This is a genomic window from Chlamydia sp. 04-14 (assembly GCF_036632095.1).
In the GTDB taxonomy this organism is placed as follows: domain Bacteria; phylum Chlamydiota; class Chlamydiia; order Chlamydiales; family Chlamydiaceae; genus Chlamydia.
In genome coordinates this window covers 64231-82595 of sequence record NZ_JAPYKW010000001.1, presented here as the reverse complement: position 1 = coordinate 82595, position 18365 = coordinate 64231, and the positions used below count along the sequence as shown (strand labels likewise).

Sequence of the window (18365 nt, the reverse complement as noted above, 5' to 3'; positions counted from 1 at the left end):
TACGAGAAAAAGGTTTTTCTCAATCTTCGTCTTTGCTTAATGCTTGTAATGCTTCTTGTACGCTATTGAACATTTTAAAATATGAGAGGAATCCGGTAACGTATAGAGTTTGCTCTATTGTTTTAGGGACACAGGTAAGAACAATTTTTCCGGAATGTTTTCCTACTTGGTGGTAGCTTTGTAAAAGAACACGAATGCCAGCACTAGACATATAGTCTAAATTCGTGCAATCAAGAACGATATTTTTGATTCCTGAAGATAGGGATTGTGAGATATTTTCTTGTACTTCCGGAGAAGAGATCCCGTCAAGTTTTCCTTGGAGATGTAAGACAGCAGTGGTTCCGTGCTCTTCTTTTTGGATGTTATTCATTATCAATGATGCTCCCAAACCTATGGTGATTTCTCAAGACCTAACTCTCGTAAATCTTTAGGTTTTTTGCAAAGAGATTTTTCTATTCTTTTATTTCTCTGTATATTGTAGGGAGTTATGGAAGAGATATCTTCTTTTTTCTTGGGGTGATTTTGAGTTTGCCTACACTACGTTCTGAGCAAGTGATAATTTCGATATCGAAGTTTTCATGATGAATTTTCATACCTTTTTGTGGGACAGCACCCACTTTATGAAATACATGTCCTCCTAAGGTATCATAGCTGTTCTCATGATGGATTTTTAGATTAAAATATTCCTCAGCATCAGAGATATTCATACGTCCATCTACGATCCAAGAGTTTCCAACTTTTTTATAAGGAATATCTTCTTGAACGTCATACTCGTCAGCAATTTCACCGAAGATTTCTTCAATGATATCTTCCATACTGACAATTCCTTCGGTAACACCATATTCATTTACTATGATTGCTAGGTGACGATGTTTCTGACGGAATTCCTGAAGTAGTGAAGAAGCTTTTTTAATTTCCGGAGCATACAATGGAGGCTTAGCTACTGAAGATACAGGTTGAGAGGAGTCTATAGATTTAGGATACATGGCCAACAAATCTTTTACCAGAAGTACGCCAGTAATATTATCGATATTTTTCTTATATAGAGGAATCCGGCTATAGCCTTCTTCTACGATAGCTGGAAATGCATTGCGGATAGGCGTATCTTCTTGAATAGCAAAGATATCTACTTTAGGAATCATAATTTCTCGAACGATCAATTTATCAAAAGATGATACAGCTTCAGACAGTTGATTCTCCATTTCTGAACTATGAATTTTAGGATCGTCATCAATGTTATTGATGGAGCGTTGGAAGGGGAGAAAAAATGCTTGAAATAGAGAAGAGATGAAACACAGTGAGGAGCCAATTCCTCTATGGAGTTTTATGCAATAAGGAAGGAAACCGTAAGCCAATGGGGCTGCAAGAATATAAATTACCCAAAAGGTAAGAGATAAGCTTTTGGTTGAGAATGTATATTTAGAGTAAATAGTGATTCCCAAAATTCCATATAAACTGAGTAATACAGAGGCTAAAAGAATAGGGGTATTTGACTGACAATGTTGTCGGTGTTGTTTATCATTTTCATCTTGTGTTTTAACAGATTTTTGTGTGAGTGCCGTCGCAAACAGGAGAGTGAGGATAGAAATTGCTAATAGGAAATCAAGCATTTTAATCTGATAAAAGCGCGTCTTTTTCTCTTAACATACATAGCGTTTGATTTTCTTTACCTCTCATTTTTTTTCTTTCTTCAGGAGTCAGGTCATCATATCCAAGCATGTGAAGGAGAGAATGAACAACATAACGAGAAATCTCTTCATATAGAAGATCAGAATCTTCAGCGCGATCTTTCAAAAATCGTATAGCAGCTTTCGGACTAATGAAGGCTTCCCCAAGAATATGAGGTTGAGAAGCAGTTCCTGGAGAATCTATAGGTAGAGTGATAGTGTCCGTTAGTGAAGGATCAGAGAATATTTCATCATGAAGTTGTGCCAAGGCTTCATCTTCCAAGAAATAAATATATACTTGATCCGTCTGAATTTTCCAATGTTGTAAGCAACAAAGGACTAACTTTTTCGCTGATTGTATCCGAATGGAAACATCGCTTTGCTTGTTGGAAATACAAACTTCTATAGGAACTTCTTTCAAGATAAATCAGCGTAGATTTTTTATTTCATTACAGGAGTTTTAGGAAGGCCTGTAGCTTTTTTTGCTGTAGCATCATTCCAACGGCCTAGTTTACGCAAAACGTCTATCCGTTCAAAACGTTTAAGTACGTTTCTTTTAGTTTCCCCTTTAATGGATTTACCGTAACTACGATGTCGTGACATAACTGGTACTCTAGTAACTAACTAATTTGCGGAATAAAAATACTTTCACTGCTTACAGCATTTTTATGTGCTTTGTAAGCGATTCTTGGAGCGGGTTTTGGATGAGTAATTGCGTAAATAGGTTTACGCTTTTTTGGACTCACTGCTCTTCGACGAGCTTGTTTACTCATGCGTGTCATAAGATAACTCGATATTTAACTTTTTAATTCTCCAAAGTGATCGAGAGAAAGATCGGAGACTTATAATTAAGGAAAAGGATAATCAAAGGAACGTTTTTTTTCAATAGAATGACCCATTTATCACTGAGGATTTTGCCCTAAAGCTTCAGTAATTGGGGAACATGAGGTATTTGATCCCGAAGTGAGCACGCCACAAGAAATAATATACTTGAAAGCATCCTCAATTTTCATATCCAAGAAAGTAATATCAGATTTTTTAAAAAGAGTGAGAAAACCTGAAGTGGGGTTAGGTGTTGTAGGAATAAATACTGTAATCATAGGATCTTCGGGATCATCAGAGCAGATATTTGGTGCATCCCCTGCAACGAGACCGATACAACGTGTTTGTGCATTGGGGAAAGGAACCATAACAACTTGTTTGAATGATCCGGATTGGGATCCGAAGATTGTTGTCATGACTTGTTGAGCAGCCTTATAAACAGTTTTTATAATAGGGATTCTGTGAAGAACTTTGTCGTAAATAGATAGCAGAGATTTGAAGATCATTAAACGTGCAAGAAATCCTAGAAGGACTGTAGCGAAGAATAATCCAAACAAGAGGATGATCTGCAAGACAAATTTCAGTAGAGCTTTGTGTTTGGAATAAAAGCTGATACGTTCGAAAAATCCTGAAACCAGGCCAACAAACGGCTGAGTAAGAAAATTCATTATCATTCCGACAATAGCAAGAGTAATTGCTAGGGGGAGAAGGATAATCAGGCCTGTAATAAAGTGTTTTTTCATAAATCACTATTTTTGAGTTAGAGGATTTCTAGTTTTAATTGAACTAACATAAGAACAGAGTTTACGATATGACTCCATAATATTTTATTAGATTTTCCTTGCCATATCAGAGGTTAGAATACTTATATTCTTTATGTTTAATTTTTTTTAGCAATTTTCAATGCTTTTTTCTCTAAATTTTTCTTAATTTTTTATATTTAATAAAAATCTCCACGGAAGGTCACGGTACTCTTCGGCATAATCAATACCTATGCGAGGTGTTTGTGTAATTATTCCTGAAATTTTTTCTTTGCTTATATGAAGATTTGGTGAGGTAAGAGAAAGGGTATTATGTTCAAGGGTAAGATTGAGTGCTTGACAAACTTTTCCTGGTCCATTGGTAAGCAAGTGTTTGGATTTATTTTGCCAGCCGCGTCTTTCGATCATAATATCTTCTCCCTCGTGAGGAAGAATAGCTCGAATCAATACTGCGTGAGGAAGATTTTTATCCCCGGTTACTACATTGAACAAAGAATGCATGCCGTAGCAGCGATAGATATAAGCAATACCTCCACGGCTATACATAGGACTATTTCTTTTTGTTTTTCTATAGTTGTAGGCATGGCAAGCTTTATCATCTGGTCCACGATACGCTTCTGTTTCTACGATAAATCCTGAAGTTGTTTTTCCGGAGAGTTTTGTGATAAGAATATGTCCTAATAACTCTTTTGCTAAATGAAGAACGTCATCGTTTAGAAAAAAACTTTCAGGAAGCATTATTCTGTTTTCCTTTTTCTTCTAGTTCTAGGTTTCTTTTCCGGGTTAGATTGTTTTTTACTAGCAGTTTTTGGTGTTTTGGTTACCAAAGACCAGGTAATTGCCTGATTCAGAAGGTTCACTTCAGCAAGTTTTACCTCTATTATTGCTCCAGGACGCATTTTGCTTGGAAGATCATCGGGAGAAGTTTTCTTTTTCAAGGAATATTCTTTGGGCAATTGCGCTGCTGGAATACAACCTTCTTGGCAAAACTCTGGAACCGTGAAGGAAATTCCTTCGGGATTTGTTGTAATGATAAAGCCTTTATAAATTGTTTCAGGTTGTTCTTTTAAGAACTTATCTAAGAAACGGGTCTTCTTAAGATTTTCGAAAGCAAATTCGGCTTTCGCAGCTATGCGTTCTTGTGTTGAGCAGGCTCTCACGATGTGTTCTAAACGAGTTTCTTCTATCGACATGGGATGAAATAGAAGTCTATGAACAACAAGATCAATGTAGCGACGGATAGGACTTGTAAAATGTGTATAGAAATCGAGTTTTAATCCGTAATGCCCCTTATTTTCTGTTGAATATGAGGCTGTTTTCATACTCCGTACAAACTGTGAATGTAGAATCGATTCTAAAGGATGCCCTGCAGAGCTTTCTTGTAGTAAATATTGGTAATCAGGTTCTTGAGCTGGAGTCATGATAATATCAAAACCCATAGCTTTTGCCATCTCTTGGAATGAGAGTAGACTTTCATCATTTGGAGATTCATGAATTCTAAATGGTAGAGTGACCCCTTGATGGGAAATATGATAAGCAATCACTTCGTTAGCTTTAAGCATAAACTCTTCGATGAGTTTATGTGATAGAGTTTGTCGTGTTTCTATAAGAGCTACAGGTTCTTGAAGATTATCTAACGACATAGTAAATGAAGGTAGAACGAGTCGGATGCAACCACGTTTTTCTCGAATATCCGCGAATTTCTCGCTTAACTCTGCCATAGCGAGGAGAGTTTTTGATATAGGATGGGGTTGTTTGTTTTCTACAATCTCATCTACTTCATCGTAGGTCATACGGTATTTACTCCGAATCACGCTACGAAATACTTCGTAATCAGATAAATGTCCTTCCTTGGTAAAAGTCATAAATACAGACACTGCAAGCCTATCCACATTGGGTTTTAAGCTGCAAAGGTTATCAGAAAGTGCTGAAGGCAACATCGGGATCACTTTCCCAGGAAAGTAAATAGAGTTGCATCTTTTACTTGCTTCTTGATCTAAAGCAGAATGTGGTGTCACGTAGTGAGAGACATCTGCAATATGAACACCAAGAATATAATTGTCGTTGTTGTCATAAGTTAGCGATACAGCATCGTCGAAATCTTTTGCAGTTATTGAATCTATAGTAAAGCACAGGAGATCGCGAAGGTCTTTGCGTGATCGTAGGGCTTGACTAATATGCTTTTGTGAGAAATGGCTGGTTTCTTCAATAACAGCTTCTGGGAAATCTTCTTCAATAGCATATTCTGCTTTTATACAGGGAAAATCCGATTTGGCATTGGAGATATTTCCAATAAATTCGAGCATTTCCAATGGAGGAGGTTCTTTAGATTCGGGTTTTTCCTTCCATGCGGGGGTGCTTAGTAATAAACGATCTCCAAGTTTATAGGAGCGTTTGGGGAGAAGTTTCGCTTTTACAGGAATATCTGGCCCTAACGCGTTAACACAAACGAGAGCGGTTGTTGCATCGATTACCGAAGTTATAGTTCCTACGAGAACCGTTTTTCCTCTAGATACAACTTGGTGAATTACTCCTTTTCTTTTTTCTCCTTCTTTAGAATTTAGGAAAAGAGAGACAACTACATGATCTCCGTCTAAAGCACCTTTTAGGTCTCTTGCAGGAATAAAAATATCAAAGGGGTATTCTTCAGGATGGTCAGGAGTAACAAATCCAAAACCTTTCTTGGCATGAACAAATAGGACACCGGAAATTAAGATTTGCTTAGAGCTTCTTCTAAAGCCTTTAGGTCTTCTTTTTCTTATTTTTTTCACCAACTTTGCTCCATGTCTGAAATTATAATTTTCATGGGTTTACCTAGCCTTTGTTGGATGTTTTTAATGCAAAGATATTTTTATGGATAGGGTTAAAAAGAAAATTCCCTATCCCTCTGCAGAGAAATAGGGAATAAACGATAAGATTTTTAGGATATTAATCGTTAGGTTTATCTACGATTTCAACATCCGCATCTTCAATGTTATCATTATTTGAACTTGAGGAAGCAGAGTTTCCTGAAGGTGGTTTTGTACTGAAGCTATGTTTTTTCAAATCTTCTGTATTGATATTGGGACCGCCTTGAGCGTTAGCAGCTGAAGACGCAGCAGCAGATGCAGATTGTGATTGCATAGCTTCTCCAATCTTTTGCATATGACGGCTGAGTTCTTCGGAAGCTTCTTTGATTTTCTCAACAGGAGCATCTTCTTTAAGAGTTGTACGTACTTTTTCTATACGTTCTTCAATTTCTTTGACTAAAGATTCAGGGATATTTTCTTTATAATCACTGATGGCTTTTTCAGCTCTGAAGATCATACTATCAGCTTCATTTCTTACATCGGAAGCTTCGCGGCGTTTTTTATCTTCTTCTTTATTTTTCTCAGCATCATTGATCATTCTTTGGATTTCATCTTCTTTTAATCCAGAACTTGCTTCGATACGGATTTTTTGCTCACGACCGCTAGCAGCATCTTTTGCAGATACATGAAGAATTCCATTAGCATCGATATCGAAAGCAACTTCGATTTGAGGGTGTCCTCGAGGTGCTGGAGGAATATCTGTAAGGTCAAATCTTCCGATTTCTTTATTGTCTTTTGCCATAGGGCGTTCCCCTTGTAAGACAACAATAGTTACTGCAGGTTGGTTATCTGCAGCTGTTGAGAAAATTTGTTTTTTTTGTGTAGGGATCGTAGTGTTTCTCTCTACGAGAGGAGTCATCACGCCTCCCAGAGTTTCGATACCTAAAGAAAGAGGAATCACGTCGAGAAGTAGGACATCTTTTACTTCACCACCAAGAACACCCCCTTGAATAGCTGCTCCGATAGCAACAACTTCATCAGGGTTTACACCTTTATTTGGTTCTTTACCGAAGATGGATTTTACTACTTCCTGAACTGCAGGCATTCTTGACATGCCCCCAACGAGCAATACATCATCAATATCACTAGCAGAGAGTTTCGCATCTGCTAAAGCTTTTTGACATGGAGCTTTTGTGCGTTCAATTAAACTAGAAGCTAACTTTTCAAAATGAGCACGTGTTAATGTTAGAGTTAAGTGTTTAGGTCCACTAGCGTCCATAGTGATAAACGGCTGATTAATCTCTGTGGAAGACATTCCTGAAAGTTCGATTTTTGCTTTTTCAGCAGCATCTTTTAGCCTTTGAAGAGCCATATTATCTTTACTAAGATCAATACCTTCTTGTTTTTGGAATTCTTCGATCATCCATTTAATAATAACTTCATCGAAGTCATCACCTCCTAAATGGGTGTCCCCATTTGTGGAAAGCACTTCAAATACGCCATCGCCAATCTCTAAGATGGAGATATCGAAAGTTCCTCCTCCAAGGTCAAAGACAGCGATTTTCTTATCACCAGCTTTATCAATTCCATAAGCAAGAGCTGCAGCTGTTGGTTCAGGAATAATACGTTTGACATCTAAGCCTGCGATACGTCCAGCATCTTTTGTAGAAGCTCTTTGAGAATCGTTGAAATAGGCTGGAACAGTAATCACAGCTTCTGTAACGGGTTCTCCAAGATATGCTTCAGCAGTCTCTTTCATCTTTATAAGAACTTGAGCGCCAATTTCTTCAGGTGTGTATTGTTTTCCATCTACTAGGAAGACGACATCACCATTAGATCCTGAAGCTACCTTATATGGTACTGTTTTAATTTCAGATTCTACTTCAGAATGTTTTCTTCCGATGAAACGTTTTGTAGAGGCTAATGTTTTTTCAGGATTTGTGACAGCCTGTCTTTTTGCAGGAATTCCTACTAAAGTTTCGTTCCCTTTGAATGCTACGATAGAAGGTGTTGTGCGTGTTCCTTCTGAAGAGGTAATGACTTTAGCTTGTCCGCCTTCCATTACAGATACGCAGGAGTTGGTCGTTCCTAAGTCTATCCCTATAATTTTACTAGATTTTTTTTGTTCGCTCATGATTCTTACCTAATCTCTAGGGGGTTTATTTTATTTTTCTACTTCTTCTTTTCCTTGAGGTGCGGGTGCCTTCGCTACTTTGACTTTCGCAACACGTATGGGGCGATCTCCGATTTTATAGCCTTTAGAAAATTCTTCCACGATAGTACCTTCGGGGACTTTTGTAGTTTCTTCTGTTTCCATTGCTTCATGTAAAAATGGATTAAATTTTTGTCCTACTGAGGAGTATTCAATGATACCCTTCTCTTCAAAAACTTGTTTAAACTGTTGTAGGATCATATTGAATCCTAAAGCCCAATTTTTCACTTCATCTGACATTTGTGATGCGAATCCTAAAGCTTTTTCCATGCTTTCTATAGGGACTAAAAAGTCTATGAGAGCATTTTCCACTGCATATTGCATCATTTCTTGGCGTTCTTTTTGCATGCGCTTGCGGGCATTTTCTGATTCCGCAAGGACCATTAAGTATTTATCATTTTTTTCTTTTAGCTCCGCTTTTAACGTGGCTATTTCTTGTTGGAGATCCTGAATCTCATTATCGGGAGTAGGAACTGAAGAATTTTCTGCTTCATGTTCGTTAGAGGAATCTGTCATGACGTCTCCTTAGGGGGTAAGAGTTTTATAGAAGAGTATCTTGCCAGTAATGTAGGTTCTTTGGAGAGTTTAGGATCGGAAGGACAAGGTCTTCTGAAAGATAATTTAAACTTATAGAAACTTTGTGTCAGGCTTGCTTTGATTTTCTCTGCAAATAGTGTAAGGGTTCTATAAATCTCCTTATAGGGAAGATTGATAGGGCCTAGCACACCAAAGGCTCCTAATGGAGTGCGATTCATATAGTAAGGAGTCGTAATAACAGCACATTGTGGGTTTGGAGTTCCAAAAATATCAGAAAGCTCATTACCTATAAATGCTGTGGGTCGGTCTCTGTGCATACCAATATCTAAAAGTTTACACATATGGCGTCGGTTTTCAAAAAATGATAATCCTAGAGCTAGCATATCGGGATCTTTAAAAGACTCATATCTTAAGAGTTTTGATAATCCTGTTTGATATAAATCTTCCTCACTGAAATTACAATAACGGGTGAGATAACGTACTACGACTTCGTTATATAGAGTCATCCCTAGATCTTCTTCTTTTTGTGAAAGAATCTCGGTTGGGGATTGCTTACGGACATAACTTTGAAGAAAGGTTTCGATACGTTTTAAAGAAGCTGGATTTGATGTTTCTGATAGCCATAGGGTGTCTGTAAATACCTGACCGAATTCTGTGGATAGAATGACAACAGCGCGTTGTTCATCCACCAAAGAAAGTTGGATATTAGTTACGGAGTCATTTTCAAATCGCGGAGAGGAAAAACATGTAGGCAGTTGTAGCGCTTCTCCTAAGAGTTCTGATGCCTTTTGTAAATCTTTGACGATATTTTGGCTTTCTTCGGGCAATTGATTTAACAGATTTATTGTAGATTCGGGTAATTCTTCCTGAGAAAAGTCTGCGCAGTGGTCCACATAATAACGAAAAGCTAGATCCGTGGGGATCCTACCCCCGGAGATGTGATTCTTTTTTAGAAATCCTTCTGCCTCTAACTCCGAAAAATAATTACGAATAGTTGCCGTACTTAGATTGGAAGATTCATATTCCTTCAGAGTTTTTGACCCAACAGGCTGACCTGTTTTTAAATACAGTTCTGTTGTTGTTAAGAGTATGTAAAGAACCTTAGACTCTCGTTTTGAGATCCACGACCTGGACATGTCAGTTTTCCAATATAAGTAATCTATTCGCTGGTGACTATTATAGGAAAACGGTCTCCTGAGGTCAAGGTTATTTAGCACTCGATTCCAAAGAATGCTAATCTATCTCTAGGAAATGGGGGAGAAACCACGGGGTTTTGGAAAATAATTCTCACACCAGTTGAAAAAATCTTTTGGTTCTACGGAAAACTTTTCTTTGGATCGAGATTCTATTTCAAGTATCCCAGAGCTTTGGAAAGTTTTGCCTAGAATAAGCTTGTACGGAATTCCAATAAGATCGCTATCCTTTAATTTAAATCCAAGTCTTTCATTGCGATCATCTAATAGAGGAGCATAACCATAATTTTGGAGATCTTTATAGATTTTTTCAGCAGCTTCTTGAGATGCAGAGTCACCACCATTGTAAAGAATAGCGATATCAAAAGGAGCAATCGCTTTAGGCCAGACGATGCCACGATCATCGGCAAGTTGTTCTATACAAGCAGCTAAGGTTCTGCCAATGCCAATGCCATAGGTTCCCATCCAACAGGTTTGTTGTTCACCCTGTTCATTTTGGAAGCCTACTTCGAAACATTCTGTATAGCGTGTACCTAGATTAAAAATATGCGCAACTTCTACACCTTCAAAGATTTCATAGGGAGAATTGCCATTTGCTGGGCAAAGATCTCCCGCCTCAGCAAGAAGGAAATCCGCATATTCAGGTCGGGGAATATCTCGATCCCAGTTTACGTTTTTGTAATGTTTATCTTTAGTGTTCCCTGCACAGACAAAGTTTGTCATACAGCGTGTGGTTTCATCAGCATAAAATTCGATAGGACAGTTTAAAGGACCGATAAAGCCTTTTTCTGTGCCTAGATGTTTTTGAATTTCCTCATCTGAAGCTAGGATGCACTCATCAGCATTAAGTTTAGAGCGTATTTTAGTCAGATTGAGCTGACGATCTCCTCGGATGCCTATAGCAGCAAACTTGTCTTTTTCTCCATATGAGAGCTTAACCACTAGAGTTTTAATGATTTTATGAGGGGGAAGGGAGAAGAAGTCCTGGAGATTTTCTATTGTTCGTACATCAGGCGTGATTACTTCTTCTATAGGGAGATGTTCTTTATCATACGTATATTGTTGAGGTTGTGAAACCGCAGCTTCAATATTCGCACCGTAAGCACCACTCACACAAATAGTATCTTCTCCTAGGGAACAGAGAACATGGAATTCCTCGGATTTCCCCTTGCCAATCTTTCCTCCATCCGCCTCTACAATAACATATTTGATTTCCAATCTATCGAATATATTTTGATAGGCTTGTCTAAGCTTGGCGTATTGCTCATTCATCTGTTCCGGAGAATCTGAGAATGTATAGCTGTCCTCCATTAGGAATTCTCTAGCGCGCATCAATCCGAATCTTGGTCGGATTTCGTCTCGGAATTTTGTTGCGATTTGATACAGATGGATAGGCAATTGTTTTCTTCCTGATAGCCATTGAGAGACAAACATGGAAACGACTTCTTCATGAGTAGGAGCAAGGCAGAGTTCTTTATCCTCTCTATCCTTTAGAGTATAGAGCAGGCCTTCAGAGCGGAACGCTTCCCAACGCCCTGTCTTTTGCCAGAGTTCTGCAGGATGAAGAATGGGAAGCACAAGTTCTTGACCTCCAATGGCATTTAACTCTTCGCGAATAATATCCATCATCTTAAGAGCTACACGCCAAAATAATGGAGTATAGGTATAGATTCCTTTTGCCGTTTTGAAAATATATCCAGCTTTTTCTAGAAGCTCATAAGATAAAACAGCGGCTTCTTTATTTGCATTTTTAGAAGTTTTGTAAAAAAGCTGGGAAGTTTTCATAAGGTAGCAATCACAGATCTTTGATTTTTAACTAGTAGACACTGAAATAGATATTCTTTTTCTGTATCGAAATATAGAAGTCTTTACGAATCGATAAATCTTAACACAGCAGCTTTTCTTGATCAATTGCTAGTATTAACTACAAATGATTGTTTTTAGTTAATATTATTTACATTCCTCTTTTGTTTTTAAAAAATAAATATCCAATTAGATATAAATATAATTAGTTGAAAAGAAGATTTTTTTATTTTTTTATTCGGTAATCTTATGTCATCAGTAAGTGGAAGTTCTGGTCAAAATCCTAATCCTATTCCAGAGGATCCAAACGCCCATTTGGATAATGTGGATAATACAGATAGCTCTTCTCAAGATCAGGAAGGCGCAGCTGGTGGTGTTACTGAAACAGGATTGAGTGTTGAGGTTTTATCTGCTGGGGAGGTGGCGAACATAGATGCTGCAATTGCTGATATTCAAGATATAGCCAACTCGGTGATCGTTGTTGGGATGCCCTCTAGTTTATCCCCATTATCAGCGGAAGCGGCGGGTATCACCGAAGAAATTGTGAGTGATCTTCATAAAAAAGAAGAAGAACTTTTCGGTAAGGTTGATCTGTTTTCAGATGCTTTATTTGATGGCGTCGAAGAAACTAAGACTTTAGTTGATAACTTGAAAAGAAGGATTGAGGATTTTCAGAAGACGAAACTTGGTGCTGCAGGACAATCATCTAGAAAATCTATCCAAGATAGTGATCTCGAAGAACAATTTCTTGATTTGCGTCGTGGAGTGGCCTCGTTAAACGGTCGTATAAATGCATTGGAAAGTACAGCAGTGCGTCTGGTGTCTGCTTTGGGGGATACGCATCATGAGATAATGAGCATGTCTATGGAGGATTTAAAGACTGCTTTTGGAAGACGCTATGAGGAAATTATTTCAAACCTAAATCACATTGGATTGCGTTTAGGTGAGGAAGGTTGGAAAATTGACTCTAGAGGTGCTATTCCTAAAATATCTCAAGAGATTCAAAATGTGCGTCTTCTTTTAGAAGAGATGCATATTCCTACAGAGGAAGAGTTCATCCGATCAGCTACAGAATCACCGGAGGAAGCAGCAGCAACAGTTTCTTGCTGTCAAGCTTTTGTCAATAAGTTAAAGACATTATGGAATACCTTAGTACAGATGTTTCACACTCTGTATGACAAAATGCTATTTTTCTTATTCTGGATAGTGAAAAAGATTCGTAGCAAACTGCAGTTTCCTTCTGCAGATAAGAATGAGAAAAATCCTAGATTTGAAAATCCTTTTGCCTCTACATCAGGAACTACTTCGGAACGTCAAAATACAGCTTCGGTAAGAACTTCGGTTTCTGGAAGGGGAGATTTATCTGATGAGGATACGATACGTCGTCCTGAAGATAACACTATAGAAACTCAAGATGTTGATAATCAAGATGGGAAGGACAAGAAAGCCTCTGAGGATGATTCTTAAGATTATATAAGTAAAGAAAGCTTCTTACTGTCCGTTTGAGTGTTGTCTTTTTTAAAATGCTCTAGTATGTTCACTCTTGTTACTACGGATTGTTTAGGACACCTTTATTTATGAATATCAAAAGAAAACGCTCATTACCAGTGTGTTTGGGGATGATGTTTCTGCTAATTACGGGCTGTTGTCCCTTTGCAGATAGAAATACTTCCTGTTCTCCTAAAAAGTATCTTCCTATTGTAAGTCATCTTCTAGAACTTTGTGATTTGCCTGAGGTAGAGACCCCTGAGGAATTAGTAGAGGTAACAAAGCCTTTATTATTAACTCGGGAGCAGCGTATGGCTGCTGATTTTGATTCTTTGCCAATAAAGGACGATCATGCTTTTTATAATGATCTTTCTTTATTGAGAATGACGCAGGTAGTTCCTGCTTATGCAGCTACTTATGGAAGCGCTGTAGTCTTTGGTGGTACACTTGCGACCATTCGTCAGCGTTTAGATTTCCTCATTCGTGAATGGAATCGTGGTGTACGTTTTAAAAAGATTATTTTCCTATCAGGAAGAAGAGAGCGTTATGCCAAGGTTGAAAACCCTGATCAATTTTATGACAACCGTCATAATCCATTTCCTATAGAAGAAAATTGGAATCCTGGAGAGCACAAACTTCCTTCTTCGGAAGACGAAATCGCTAGGTTTGTTTGGATGCAGATGGTAGTTCCTACTGCGTGGAGAGATACTTCTGGCGGTGTTGATGTAGAATTTCTAGTTGCTGAACCTGCAGAGGGTCAAAAGTATGGAACGCGTCATGATACATTAAAAATTCTTCGTGCGTATCATGGAGATGGTTCTGAGCGCATTTTATTTGTAAGTAGCCAACCTTTTATCCATTTAGATCGTTCTCGGGTAACTAAGCATTTTGATAAGGAAAAATACGATATTTCTGGCCCTGGATTTGCGCAAGCAATTCTGAAGCACGATTGGGCTCCTAGAGTATGTCTACATTCTTTAGCGGCATGGGCAAGTGAAACTGATGGTTATCTTACAATATCCCAGGAGTAATCCTTGAATGAGGAATATTGGATTTTGGAGGTAAAAGTTACCCCAAAATCTAAAGAAAATAAAATCGTCGGATTTGAAGGTGAAGTATTGAAAATACGTGTCACCGAAGCTCCAGAAAAAGGAAAGGCTAACGAAGCAGTGATTGCTTTGTTAGCCAAAACTTTATCTCTTCCTAAACGTGATGTTACGTTGATTTCAGGGGAGACCTCCAGGAAAAAGCGACTTCTATTACCCAAGGCTACGGAGTCTATAGTCTCTAGTTGGCGAGAATGTAGATTTTAAGCTGGACTACAAGTTTTTTCAGCCTCTGGCTTATCACTTTTTACAGCGGCTTTCTTATCTCTATTATCTTTAAAGATAATAGAACGGAATTGCTTGCGTTCGGCTCTGTTGATTTTTAAACCTAGACGGCGGATAACATCTTCGTTGAATGTTGTTGTTTGTGGTAGCGGTTCAGCGATGATTTTACGTAATCCCTCGATATCTTGGTGTCTATTGAGTAAATGATACACCATTTGGGCTGCTTGTTTCCCAGATTTTTTAAAATCGACACCACAAGCAACGCATGCTCCTTCAGCTACTAAAGAAAAATCATCGGTAATTACGGGGATTTTTTCTTTAAGGATATCTTCGATAAATGTCGTTCTTTGTTTATGTGCTAAAGAGGAAAAAGGAATAAAGATAGCAGAAGGATGTTTGTCGATAGCCTGTTGGATACGTGTTTTAAAATTTGCAGGTGTTACAGTAATTTCTGTAACAGCGATTCCTGATGCATGGAGTTTCTTCTCAATTTCTTTTTGCAATGCTGAGGGAAAGGGTTCAGCAGGTTTTATATAGATTAAAGATTCGGCATTTGTTCTTACTGCTTGTATAGCAAAACAGCATTGATTGATATCTAGAGTATCATTAACACCGTAGATATTTGTTTGCTTTTTAGGGAAAGTCAATGTTTCTCCTTCAGGAACGGCAGCATAGATAATCGGTTTTTTTGTTTCGATTTGGCTCATAATTTTTGTTGCTATAGAACCTAGGGTGACAATAGCTACAACATCTTGATCACTATGTAACGTGCGAGCGAGTTTCCTCGCTTTAACAACGCTATCTTCAGCGTTCACAACAAGAACTTCTGGAGAATTTTCTAATGTTTTTAAAACATCTATGCAGCTTTGACTACAATCTTCGAGTATTGAATGGGAAAAAGATAAGAATACAGCGACTTTAGGAGATCCTTGTTCTGGGTTTGGTGAAGAAACAACTACAGAAATAAAAGAACAGACAATAGAAAGAAAGAAAGTATATTGAGCAATTTTACGAAGAATCATAGTGACAACACCATTCTATCATATACAGATGTTAGAGTTAACCGTTGGCAAGCTGCAACAATATCTTCTGTTTTTCCTAAAGAAGAAAAGCGAACAAAACCTTTTCCGCACGCGCCAAATCCTTTACCAGGAGTGATGGCAATATGATACTGGTGTAAGAAAAAGTCAAAAAAATCTTCGTCAGGAATAATATCGGGGACTTCAACCCAAAGGTAGGGAGCGTGCTCGCCACCGTATACAGAAAATTCAGCTTTTTTTAGAGCCTCGCGCAAAAGTGAACTATTATGGCGATAATGCGCGATAGTTTCTAAATTTGGAAATAAAGAAACTCCGGCAACTGCGGCTTCTTGAACAGGTAAAGAAGCTCCATTGAATGTTGTATATAGGAAACGTTCCCAATCACGAATTACAGAAAGACCATCGCTGTATTGAAGATCTTTGGGGACTACATTCCATCCTAAACGTACTCCTGAAAATCCTAAAGACTTAGAGAAAGAATTAATTTCTATAGCACAAGAGCGTGCTTCAGGAATTTCAAAGATACTTTTTGGTAGGGAGGGATCAGAGATAAATGCGCTGTAGGCAGCATCAAATAGAATTATACTTCTATTAGAGTTAGCATAGGCAATAAGTTCTTTCAGTTGCTCTTTAGTTAATACAGTGCCTGTAGGATTGTTAGGAGAACATAAACAGAAAATATCTATGACTTCTTCTTGAGGAATCACAGGAAAGAAATTAGTTGCTTTTGTACAGGGAAGTTTAACAATCTTTTTAGCTCCTGCAAGAAGTGCTGTATCTATATATGCAGGATAGGAAGGGTCTTGGATGGCTACAGTTTTCTCAGGACCGAATAGGGATAGTAGACGGAAAATATCCATTTTTGCTCCGTCTGAGATAAAAATCTCTTCGGGAGAAATTTTCCCGTTATAGAAAACCTCAGAGAGTTTCTCTCTTAAAGCTGGCAGGCCTAACTCAGGACCATAACCGCGGTAGGTTTTCGGATTCCCTAATTTCTGTACAGATTTTGTAAAGATATCAATGACTGACGTATGTAGTGGTTGAGTGGTATCCCCTATAGATAGATCGATAATAGAAGCTTCTGGAAATTCTTCACGAAAAGTACGGATTTTTTGACGAATACCAGAGAAAAGATAGTTGGTTTCTAATTGTGAAAAGTTACTATTTCTTCGCATCGCGTTTTTTCGTTATCTGTGGTATATGTCAGACATCTTAAAAAAGGCTCTGCTTTTTTCATATACCTTTCTGTTTTTTCTAAAACAAACGTTCTTCGTTATCTAAGATCCACTAGAGAAATGTAAGTCGTTCCCTCTGAAAAATCATTAAGATTCCTTAATTTATTATTAAATACATTGTTTTTAGCATTTTAATTGGTTCTTATTTTCAAAATAAGTTTTATAATTTAATTAAATATTAAAAAGATTTTTTTAGGTTTAATTATGAATCCAATTAACCCTTACGGAAGTTCTGCTGCAGGACCATCTCGTGGCCCCGAAGATAATAAAGACGATCCTCTTCGTGGCGTAGGGGGAGGTTCAAGATTCACAAGAAGAGGTGCGATTCGTGGACAAAAAGGTGTGCGAGGTGCTTCGGGATATCTCGAATCTAGAATAGGCAGAACGGGTGGGAAGAAAGCTCATGAAGCTGCTGCTAAGGTGTTAGGATTGGGTCAGAAAATTAAAGAAACTGGGGAAAGAGCGGGATCTGCCGTAGGGGGTGCCGTAAGTGGAGCTGGAAGAAAAATAGCTGCCACTGCAAGGCAAGTAAAGAGCAAGATTCAAGAAAAGCTTGGTGGTAAAAAGGAGAAGAAAACTCCAGAACAAATAAAAATGAGAAATCTTGCTAAAGAAGCAAAAGCTAGGGTTGGGAAACTAGTTCCTGGAGGTAAGAGAAAGCAAGATATGTATACGCCTGAGCCTTTGGGCAAACCTTTCAAAATTCCTAGACCTGAAGTTAAAATAGATGAAGGTTCATCTAGTTTTAGCCCAGATTTGGGTGCTATAAAAGGGAATAAGAAACCAGTAGCAATCCCTAGAGCTAAAGTACCAATTGGAAAATCTAGTCCTTCTAAAGCTGAGGGAACAAGGAAATCCGCACGTTTACAACAAAAGGCAAAAACAGATGGTAAAAATGAGGGGTATAAGTTTAGCCCGGATTTAACCAAAGTGAGTTCTGAAAAGTTTATATTCCCCAAAGCTAAGGCTTCCGGTGGAGATGCTCCTAAAGCCGAGGGAACAAGAAAATCTGAGCGCATACGAGAGCAGAAAAGTAAGGGGATTCTTAAACAATCTGGAGGGCCTAAAACAGGTGGTAAGGGTGGAATCCGCTGGGCAGATCAAGAAGGCAAGCCTCTTGAACAATAGACGCTCTGACGTTTGATTAGATTTTCGTTTTGTAGAAAAGCTGCATCTTAAAAATATTGGGATGTGGCTTTTTTTATATAAAAATCCCACCCAGTTAACTGGAGTAACTGGATGGGAAAGGGAAAGTTTTCTTTTTTTTCGTGATGCTAAATTTACGTTTAGAATCACAAGCTTAGGAGTGATAGAGGAGTCACAGGCGGGCTGTTCCTGTGATTTAAGTATTCCAAACTCGTTCTTTTCCTTATAAATATTCTTATATTTTTGTCGTGCTGTTTTTTAACTTTAATTAATTTAATTCCTCTTTGTTAAAAGAATTATTTTTGTGTTTATCTTCTTCATAAGAGAAGTTTTAGCTCTCA

General features: G+C 38.0%; 18 protein-coding genes. 4 read left to right on the top strand and 14 right to left on the bottom strand.

Annotated features, from left to right (window positions below):
• Positions 1-19 precede the first annotated feature (19 nt).
• The 12 genes from O6937_RS00255 to O6937_RS00200 form a co-directional block, all read right to left on the bottom strand.
• Complete coding sequence (locus O6937_RS00255) at positions 20-370, bottom strand: anti-sigma factor antagonist (RefSeq protein WP_332389749.1); 351 nt, start codon at positions 368-370, stop codon at positions 20-22.
• A gap of 115 nt (positions 371-485) precedes the next feature.
• Positions 486-1610 (bottom strand): hemolysin family protein, encoded by a 1125-nt coding sequence (locus O6937_RS00250; RefSeq protein WP_332389748.1) that lies wholly within the window; start codon positions 1608-1610, stop codon positions 486-488.
• 1 nt (position 1611) lies between these two features.
• Positions 1612-2088, bottom strand: coding sequence for an rRNA maturation RNase YbeY (ybeY, locus tag O6937_RS00245; RefSeq protein WP_332389747.1), 477 nt, complete (start codon positions 2086-2088; stop codon positions 1612-1614).
• Positions 2089-2108: 20 nt separating this feature from the next.
• Positions 2109-2270, bottom strand: coding sequence for a small basic protein (locus O6937_RS00240; RefSeq protein WP_117273925.1), 162 nt, complete (start codon positions 2268-2270; stop codon positions 2109-2111).
• A gap of 17 nt (positions 2271-2287) precedes the next feature.
• The gene (locus O6937_RS00235) at positions 2288-2449 is read right to left on the bottom strand and encodes a hypothetical protein (RefSeq protein WP_332389746.1); all 162 of its coding nucleotides are present in this window, start codon (positions 2447-2449) and stop codon (positions 2288-2290) included.
• Between the two features lie 120 nt (positions 2450-2569).
• A complete protein-coding gene (locus O6937_RS00230; protein ID WP_332389745.1) occupies positions 2570-3232 on the bottom strand; it encodes a DUF502 domain-containing protein in 663 nt (220 codons plus the stop codon).
• 183 nt (positions 3233-3415) lie between these two features.
• Positions 3416-3988, bottom strand: a complete 573-nt coding sequence (locus O6937_RS00225) for a DNA-3-methyladenine glycosylase (protein ID WP_332389744.1) — start codon at positions 3986-3988, stop codon at positions 3416-3418.
• Positions 3988-6012, bottom strand: a complete 2025-nt coding sequence (locus O6937_RS00220) for a ribonuclease R family protein (RefSeq protein WP_434602178.1) — start codon at positions 6010-6012, stop codon at positions 3988-3990. Before O6937_RS00220 ends, O6937_RS00225 begins: the two co-directional genes overlap by 1 nt.
• A gap of 166 nt (positions 6013-6178) precedes the next feature.
• On the bottom strand, positions 6179-8173 hold the full coding sequence (dnaK, locus tag O6937_RS00215; RefSeq protein ID WP_332389742.1) for a molecular chaperone DnaK: 1995 nt from the start codon (positions 8171-8173) through the stop codon (positions 6179-6181).
• A gap of 30 nt (positions 8174-8203) precedes the next feature.
• Positions 8204-8767, bottom strand: coding sequence for a nucleotide exchange factor GrpE (locus O6937_RS00210; RefSeq protein WP_213240407.1), 564 nt, complete (start codon positions 8765-8767; stop codon positions 8204-8206).
• The gene (gene hrcA, locus O6937_RS00205; RefSeq protein ID WP_213240409.1) at positions 8764-9924 is read right to left on the bottom strand and encodes a heat-inducible transcriptional repressor HrcA; all 1161 of its coding nucleotides are present in this window, start codon (positions 9922-9924) and stop codon (positions 8764-8766) included. Before hrcA ends, O6937_RS00210 begins: the two co-directional genes overlap by 4 nt.
• 108 nt (positions 9925-10032) lie before the next feature.
• On the bottom strand, positions 10033-11766 hold the full coding sequence (locus O6937_RS00200) for a proline--tRNA ligase (RefSeq protein WP_213240411.1): 1734 nt from the start codon (positions 11764-11766) through the stop codon (positions 10033-10035).
• 267 nt (positions 11767-12033) lie between these two features.
• Here O6937_RS00200 and O6937_RS00195 point away from each other — a divergent pair, with 267 nt between their 5' ends.
• The 3 genes from O6937_RS00195 (at position 12034) to O6937_RS00185 (ending at position 14585) form a co-directional block, all read left to right on the top strand.
• A complete protein-coding gene (locus O6937_RS00195) occupies positions 12034-13251 on the top strand; it encodes a CT392 family protein (protein WP_213240413.1) in 1218 nt (405 codons plus the stop codon).
• A 110-nt stretch (positions 13252-13361) separates the two neighbouring features.
• Positions 13362-14303 carry a hypothetical protein gene (locus O6937_RS00190; RefSeq protein WP_213240415.1) on the top strand — a complete coding sequence of 314 codons (942 nt, stop codon included), beginning with the start codon at positions 13362-13364 and terminating at the stop codon, positions 14301-14303.
• Positions 14304-14306: 3 nt separating this feature from the next.
• Positions 14307-14585 (top strand): DUF167 family protein, encoded by a 279-nt coding sequence (locus tag O6937_RS00185; RefSeq protein ID WP_213240417.1) that lies wholly within the window; start codon positions 14307-14309, stop codon positions 14583-14585.
• On the opposite strand, the gene O6937_RS00180 is transcribed toward O6937_RS00185, so the two are convergent.
• Positions 14582-15625 (bottom strand): ABC transporter substrate-binding protein, encoded by a 1044-nt coding sequence (locus O6937_RS00180; RefSeq protein ID WP_213240419.1) that lies wholly within the window; start codon positions 15623-15625, stop codon positions 14582-14584. The two genes, O6937_RS00185 and O6937_RS00180, sit on opposite strands and share 4 nt — an antisense overlap.
• Positions 15622-16818: an LL-diaminopimelate aminotransferase gene (locus O6937_RS00175; RefSeq protein WP_213240421.1), complete on the bottom strand. Its 1197-nt coding sequence runs from the start codon at positions 16816-16818 to the stop codon at positions 15622-15624. The genes O6937_RS00180 and O6937_RS00175 overlap by 4 nt, the downstream gene beginning before the upstream one ends.
• 264 nt (positions 16819-17082) lie before the next feature.
• Here O6937_RS00175 and O6937_RS00170 point away from each other — a divergent pair, with 264 nt between their 5' ends.
• Complete coding sequence (locus O6937_RS00170) at positions 17083-18006, top strand: hypothetical protein (RefSeq protein WP_213240423.1); 924 nt, start codon at positions 17083-17085, stop codon at positions 18004-18006.
• The last annotated feature ends 359 nt before the right edge of the window (positions 18007-18365 follow it).

Bases quoted from the DNA above. Each gene is read 5' to 3' on its own strand.
- O6937_RS00255 (WP_332389749.1), bottom strand. From the start codon at position 370: ATGAATAACATCCAAAAAGAAGAGCACGGAACCACTGCTGTCTTACAT.
- O6937_RS00250 (WP_332389748.1), bottom strand. From the start codon at position 1,610: ATGCTTGATTTCCTATTAGCAATTTCTATCCTCACTCTCCTGTTTGCG.
- O6937_RS00240 (WP_117273925.1), bottom strand. From the start codon at position 2,270: ATGTCACGACATCGTAGTTACGGTAAATCCATTAAAGGGGAAACTAAA.
- O6937_RS00235 (WP_332389746.1), bottom strand. From the start codon at position 2,449: ATGACACGCATGAGTAAACAAGCTCGTCGAAGAGCAGTGAGTCCAAAA.
- O6937_RS00230 (WP_332389745.1), bottom strand. From the start codon at position 3,232: ATGAAAAAACACTTTATTACAGGCCTGATTATCCTTCTCCCCCTAGCA.
- O6937_RS00225 (WP_332389744.1), bottom strand. From the start codon at position 3,988: ATGCTTCCTGAAAGTTTTTTTCTAAACGATGACGTTCTTCATTTAGCA.
- dnaK (WP_332389742.1), bottom strand. From the start codon at position 8,173: ATGAGCGAACAAAAAAAATCTAGTAAAATTATAGGGATAGACTTAGGA.
- O6937_RS00210 (WP_213240407.1), bottom strand. From the start codon at position 8,767: ATGACAGATTCCTCTAACGAACATGAAGCAGAAAATTCTTCAGTTCCT.
- hrcA (WP_213240409.1), bottom strand. From the start codon at position 9,924: ATGTCCAGGTCGTGGATCTCAAAACGAGAGTCTAAGGTTCTTTACATA.
- O6937_RS00200 (WP_213240411.1), bottom strand. From the start codon at position 11,766: ATGAAAACTTCCCAGCTTTTTTACAAAACTTCTAAAAATGCAAATAAA.
- O6937_RS00195 (WP_213240413.1), top strand. From the start codon at position 12,034: ATGTCATCAGTAAGTGGAAGTTCTGGTCAAAATCCTAATCCTATTCCA.
- O6937_RS00190 (WP_213240415.1), top strand. From the start codon at position 13,362: ATGAATATCAAAAGAAAACGCTCATTACCAGTGTGTTTGGGGATGATG.
- O6937_RS00180 (WP_213240419.1), bottom strand. From the start codon at position 15,625: ATGATTCTTCGTAAAATTGCTCAATATACTTTCTTTCTTTCTATTGTC.
- O6937_RS00175 (WP_213240421.1), bottom strand. From the start codon at position 16,818: ATGCGAAGAAATAGTAACTTTTCACAATTAGAAACCAACTATCTTTTC.
- O6937_RS00170 (WP_213240423.1), top strand. From the start codon at position 17,083: ATGAATCCAATTAACCCTTACGGAAGTTCTGCTGCAGGACCATCTCGT.